This is a genomic window from Desulfobacter curvatus DSM 3379 (assembly GCF_000373985.1).
Classification (GTDB): domain Bacteria; phylum Desulfobacterota; class Desulfobacteria; order Desulfobacterales; family Desulfobacteraceae; genus Desulfobacter; species Desulfobacter curvatus.
On record NZ_KB892959.1, the window covers coordinates 1 to 4,933 of the forward strand.

The following is a 4,933-nucleotide window of genomic DNA, read 5'->3' on the forward strand; positions in this document are numbered from 1 at the left end:
TGGGAGCCACATCCACCTGCTTGCCTGAAATCGACATCTGTTTGAGGCTGTCAAATTCCATTTCATGAACGGGCATGACTTCATCAAAATGATTGATGGAATCCTGGCGAACTGCGTTGATTACGTTTTCGAGAGTTGTGGTCTTTGTCATGATAAATCTCCTTTGTTGATTAAGTTTTTTTGGGGTGNGCGNATTAATACCCGCATTGGGAACAGATGATGACGGGCTCTTTGCCGTTTCTGATCGTGATATCGTTTCCGAGGCTGTGACACACGGTCACATGGTGCCCGCAATCCAGGCGGAACTTCTGGCCTTCAAGTGACTTGATGATTTTTCTCAAGGATTCGGTGTTCTGATACGCTTCCTTCTGCTGTTTGGTCATGGCGTCCTCCAATAAAAAAGGCCACCCAGAGCACATGCCCCAGATGGCCTTGTAATTGTCGTTGATGTTTCAGGAATAAATGACGTTGCACTGATCCATACTGATTTCCCAAGGTCCAATTTCATCGCTGGAAGAAAAACCCTGATTGAGCCATAACCCTCCATTGAAAATTTGGGGATGGTTGCGCTGGTCAAAATCAATGAACAGATTGCCGATGTACTGCCAGAGGCCCCGCCCAACGATGGGATGACCTTCCAGGCGCTCAATCCTCTCCCAGTCTGGTATCAACATCTTATATAGGCTGATAAGCGCCGCCTCCTGGTGTTCTGCTTGCTCAAAAAGATCCTGAAGGCGATGTTCAAGCTTCTTTTGGCTGGTGATGCCCTGGGCTGCCAGGTGCCTTTGACACTCTTTCTCAATCAATTTCGTTGCTGTTGCTTTCATTGAATCCTCTCCTTGGTTTTAGGCATAAAAAAACCTTCTCCGGGGGTACCCAGGAAGGCCTCAAATGCTTGATTTATGGGTTGTTAAATTTGATTAAAGAATGTGTTCTCGCAGGCGTTTTATGGCGTTAAAAGGGGTTAAATCGTCGCGTCCAAGGGTCTCTATCACCTGGTACTCTTCCACAAAGATTTCGCCTGTTTTATTGGCCCCTTCGAACACCTCCAGGCCAATGTATCCCAACCTGGCATTGATTGCCAAAACAAGCGTTTCTGGCCCTTCGCGGTAAACGTCCAAGTCATCATCATACCCAGCCATCAGTTTGTGCGAGTGCTGGCCGGAATGGTCCCGAAAAGTGATTTTAAGACAGGGGTTAAACCGTTTTGCCCGACTCATTTCCTCGGTGCTTTCTTTGCTGATGCTGTAATTGCGGATTCTGCGCATGGCGGGTTCCTTTCCTGTTAAACGGACAAGTGGGGCACCGGGATTTGTCCTGGCAGGCTTCGCAAACCTTGATAGGGTCCAGGGTGGTGCCAAGATAATCAAGGATATCTGCCAGTGCCTTGGTCATAGGCATCTTCATGGCCCAAGAAATTCGTCGTAATGTCGCGCTGTGCTGTTCGGTTAACTCTGGAGTGTATGCCATTTCCAATGCCCTCCGTGTTCTTCATCACGCGGGTCTGCGATAATCCCGCCACCAAGCCGTATCAAGTCAACCTCACCGGTAGGCTTCGGAGTCCAATGAACACTAAACTGGACCTGATAAAGCCCGAGAACGTTGATATCTTTCAGTTCTTCCAGGCTGACGAATCCCCACTCCGCCATTTTCAAATCACCGTTCAAAATGCAGAATCCGAACATGGTGTCTACGTGGTCATATTCGGCGATAAACCAGTGGCTTTCACCGAGGTAAAAATGGGCTTGGATGATTTTGTCTTGGGTAGGGATGTGTTCTGTTTGGTAAAGACCGGGGATGATTGCCAGTTCTGCTTCAGTCGGTGTTTTTCATGATGTGTCTCCTTGTTGAATGGCTGGATGTCAGCCGCTGATATGTTCAATGAATCTGGACGCCTCTACGCGGTTGAGGTCATCCAGATGTTTATTAAATCGTTCATGGATAAGGCGGTTTAATCCGTCTGTGGTGTGGCCTTTGACGCCTGCTGACTTCAAAATGAAATCCTTTTGGCGCTGCGTGATGGGTTTTTCATTGCTGCTGGGATAATTACAACGCTTCCCTACGGGCAGGTCTGTCGGACAACCTCCGGCATAGGGCGCGTTGTTTCGGATAGCATGGCGATGCGTCTTGATTAAAATACCAGTAAGGCCAGCCACCCGGATGGTGGCATCAATCATCGCGGATTTTTGAGCCATTTTGACGCTGGTATTCAGCCGCCAGTTGTCCTCGCGTAGATGTCTGGCCCCGGCACCTTCGGCAACTATCCTGCCGCCTTGCGTTTTCAATTCGCATTTAAGCAGGACCTGTTGAATTTTCAGGCCGCGTAAACAAGCCTCTTCATAAAGGCCAACGTTCGGGAAATGAGCTGTTAAGCCCATTGCTGCGATTATCTTTTCTGCTCCTGCTTTCCAAAGAGTCAGTCCCGAAAAATGGCTGAAATCCCTGCACAGGTATGCTGCATCAGCCTTGGCAAGTGGACAATCTTGTGCGACGTGTACCCGGCCATAATGAATGTCCGGCTCCAGGTTTTGTTTAATCCACTGGATGAGTTTTCGTTGGTTCTCCTGCCTGTTTTTCAGAGCGGTTCCAAAAGTGTTTGGGGGCATATCCAAGGGGGATGTGGGAAACGTTGAGATGCTTCCGGTGTCTGGCTGTTTGGTTTCTGGTGGTTTCGTAAATTGTTTAATTGTGCTTATGTCTCCGATATGATTCATGGAATTCTCCTTTCGTTAAAATAAAAAAGACCAGCCCTGAATGGACTGGCCTTCGTTGTTAATTTTGTGTCGGTGTTTTTCTCCCCTTGATCACGGAACAGGGGGAGGGGGGGATGTGTCGTTTGATTTAAGGGTTTAGGTTGAGGTGCTGGGTGGGGTGGTACTGGCTGTTTCAGAGATCCGGTGAAGGGATGAAACGTCTATGGATAAAGCCCCCCCCCTATATTGTACCAGTAGGATGCAGAAAGGCCGTATCAACAAGGGGTACCAGATACACACACTGGGTACCCTTCAAAATTGAACATTCACCATATTGGAAGACATTTGACCTATTCTTTGATGTACATTAGCTGGAAAGGGTCCCCAAAATATGGCGGGATGGTAAAAAGAAAGGCCGACCATGATATAACGAGTTTTACCGGCAGAGATAAAATGATTCGGAAGTAAGGTGGAATGGATCATTGGAAGCGACTATCACCAAAAGTAGTGATCGCCTTTATTGTTATAACTAAAGCGGAAAACCCGCAACCCATGCCCTCCCTCTTCATTTTCTTGTCTTTTTTGACAGAAACTGAGGATAAGACACCAAAATACTTTTGAAATATTATATTCTGTGCATTGAGAGACAATCAAAGTAAATTGAAAAATTGCTTGAAATCAAACAGTCAATTGGTCTATTCAACATTTTATGTTCCTACTATACAAGATATTCAATCGCCCACGAAGAGGTTAACATGAAAATTGATGAACTCGAAGAAATACAGCTTTCCGATTACGTAGATTATGGAAATCTTGACAGAGAAAAAATCGTTTTGGTGTGTACAAAAGAATATTCAGACTATCATACAAATATTTTACCGATATTGGTGCTTAAAGATAATATCTTTTATAAAATAAAAGATAATCCAAAGACAATTATGTATAACGCTAATTTTCGTGAAAGAGGTGAAGAAAAACGAGAACTCTTAACCCAACGGTTTCTGTCAAATGAATTGTTTCGAGTGACAGCAATTGTAGAAAATTTAAAGGACTCTATCGAACTCCCTTTTTTTGCCTTTGGTGATAAGACTGTCAAATTGAGACATGAAGTACACGAAAGCTATTCAGGCAGTTTTGATTTAGAAAATGATTATTTTATCCCTGATCAACCCGGAGTTTATGAATTACTAAAAGACAAAAATGAATCGGGGCAAAATAGTTATTTTTATGTAGATTCTAAAAAATCAATATTGGGGCCATTTAATTTTAACGGTACTGATGGGGAAAAAATTAAATTAGCAGCGATTCATAATAATAGCGGATATATTTATGAGTGGGAAATAACACAAATCAAATCCCTGTTTGTAGATTTTGAAACTAACACCCTGAAAGGAGAAACATTAAATCGCAAGCTGATTGCCGAGTGGTTACCGACTGAGCAAGGAAGGAAGATTAAATTCCTACCAAATGATGAATTACTCAATTTTATACTTAAAAATGCGAACTCATTAAACATTTTTAGTAAACAAGAATTGAACACTTTCAAAAAAGTGCATAATGCTTTTTCTGGGGCTGATTTTTCAGATATTAATCAGTCAATATACACCCGTGCACAAAATCTTTTTGATAAAAGTAAAAACAATAAAGATTTATTAGAGGATTTTCTATCTTTTTTACCAGAGACGGAAACATTTAAAGATCAGATATCAGATTATGAAGAGAAAAAAAATGATTTATCAAATGAAATTTCTGATTTAGAAAAGAAAAAAGAGGATTTAGATCTCCAGATAAGCGAACTTCGTGAAGACGAGAAAGAACGTATTCAAAAATTAGACGAACTTAAAAATCAATATGAGAACCTTCGGAAGGAACAAATTGAGGCCGAGATGGAAGCAGCAAGGATTCAAAATGAGGATTTGAAAGCCCTGTTTGCTGAAAAGGAAAAAATACAGGAAGAACTTCAAAAGATAGAAAAATATCAGTAGTGTCCGGTTAGTTTTTTGCATGTAAAAAACAGCTAAATTTATTGAAAAAACAGTCATTTTTTTGTTGACAAATGTGCGTAAAAATTTTTGCGCGCCTTGAAAAATTTTACTCAAGGAGCCAAAATGACGCACATTTCAGTCCTCAAAAAGCGAATACAGTCCCTGAATTTTGACAAGTTCCAGCGCCCTCTGGTAAGGTCGCTTTCACAAGCACCTGAACTACAATCTCGAGGAGATCGACCTTTAAAGATGACA

Annotated in this window: 6 protein-coding genes; 1 reads left to right on the forward strand and 5 read right to left on the reverse strand. The window is 42.7% G+C overall.

The window, feature by feature from the left end; translation table 11 throughout:
* Positions 1-194 precede the first annotated feature (194 nt).
* The 5 genes from B147_RS0106080 to B147_RS30105 form a co-directional block, all read right to left on the reverse strand.
* Entirely contained in the window at positions 195-383 is a 189-nt protein-coding gene (locus B147_RS0106080) for a hypothetical protein (protein ID WP_020586342.1), read from the reverse strand.
* 69 nt (positions 384-452) lie between these two features.
* Positions 453-827: a hypothetical protein gene (locus tag B147_RS0106085; protein ID WP_020586343.1), complete on the reverse strand. Its 375-nt coding sequence runs from the start codon at positions 825-827 to the stop codon at positions 453-455.
* A 93-nt stretch (positions 828-920) separates the two neighbouring features.
* Entirely contained in the window at positions 921-1,268 is a 348-nt protein-coding gene (locus tag B147_RS0106090) for a hypothetical protein (protein ID WP_020586344.1), read from the reverse strand.
* Positions 1,269-1,448: 180 nt separating this feature from the next.
* On the reverse strand, positions 1,449-1,808 hold the full coding sequence (locus tag B147_RS31015) for a DUF2958 domain-containing protein (RefSeq protein WP_083927824.1): 360 nt from the start codon (positions 1,806-1,808) through the stop codon (positions 1,449-1,451).
* A 54-nt stretch (positions 1,809-1,862) separates the two neighbouring features.
* A complete protein-coding gene (locus B147_RS30105) occupies positions 1,863-2,714 on the reverse strand; it encodes a hypothetical protein (protein ID WP_020586346.1) in 852 nt (283 codons plus the stop codon).
* Positions 2,715-3,448: 734 nt separating this feature from the next.
* Here B147_RS30105 and B147_RS0106105 point away from each other — a divergent pair.
* Positions 3,449-4,678 carry a hypothetical protein gene (locus B147_RS0106105; RefSeq protein ID WP_020586347.1) on the forward strand — a complete coding sequence of 410 codons (1,230 nt, stop codon included), beginning with the start codon at positions 3,449-3,451 and terminating at the stop codon, positions 4,676-4,678.
* Positions 4,679-4,933: the final 255 nt, after the last annotated feature.

Coding starts and splice junctions, on each gene's coding strand:
- B147_RS0106080 (WP_020586342.1), bottom strand. CDS start 383: ATGACCAAACAGCAGAAGGAAGCGTATCAGAACACCGAATCCTTGAGA.
- B147_RS0106105 (WP_020586347.1), top strand. CDS start 3,449: ATGAAAATTGATGAACTCGAAGAAATACAGCTTTCCGATTACGTAGAT.
- B147_RS0106090 (WP_020586344.1), bottom strand. CDS start 1,268: ATGCGCAGAATCCGCAATTACAGCATCAGCAAAGAAAGCACCGAGGAA.
- B147_RS30105 (WP_020586346.1), bottom strand. CDS start 2,714: ATGAATCATATCGGAGACATAAGCACAATTAAACAATTTACGAAACCA.
- B147_RS0106085 (WP_020586343.1), bottom strand. CDS start 827: ATGAAAGCAACAGCAACGAAATTGATTGAGAAAGAGTGTCAAAGGCAC.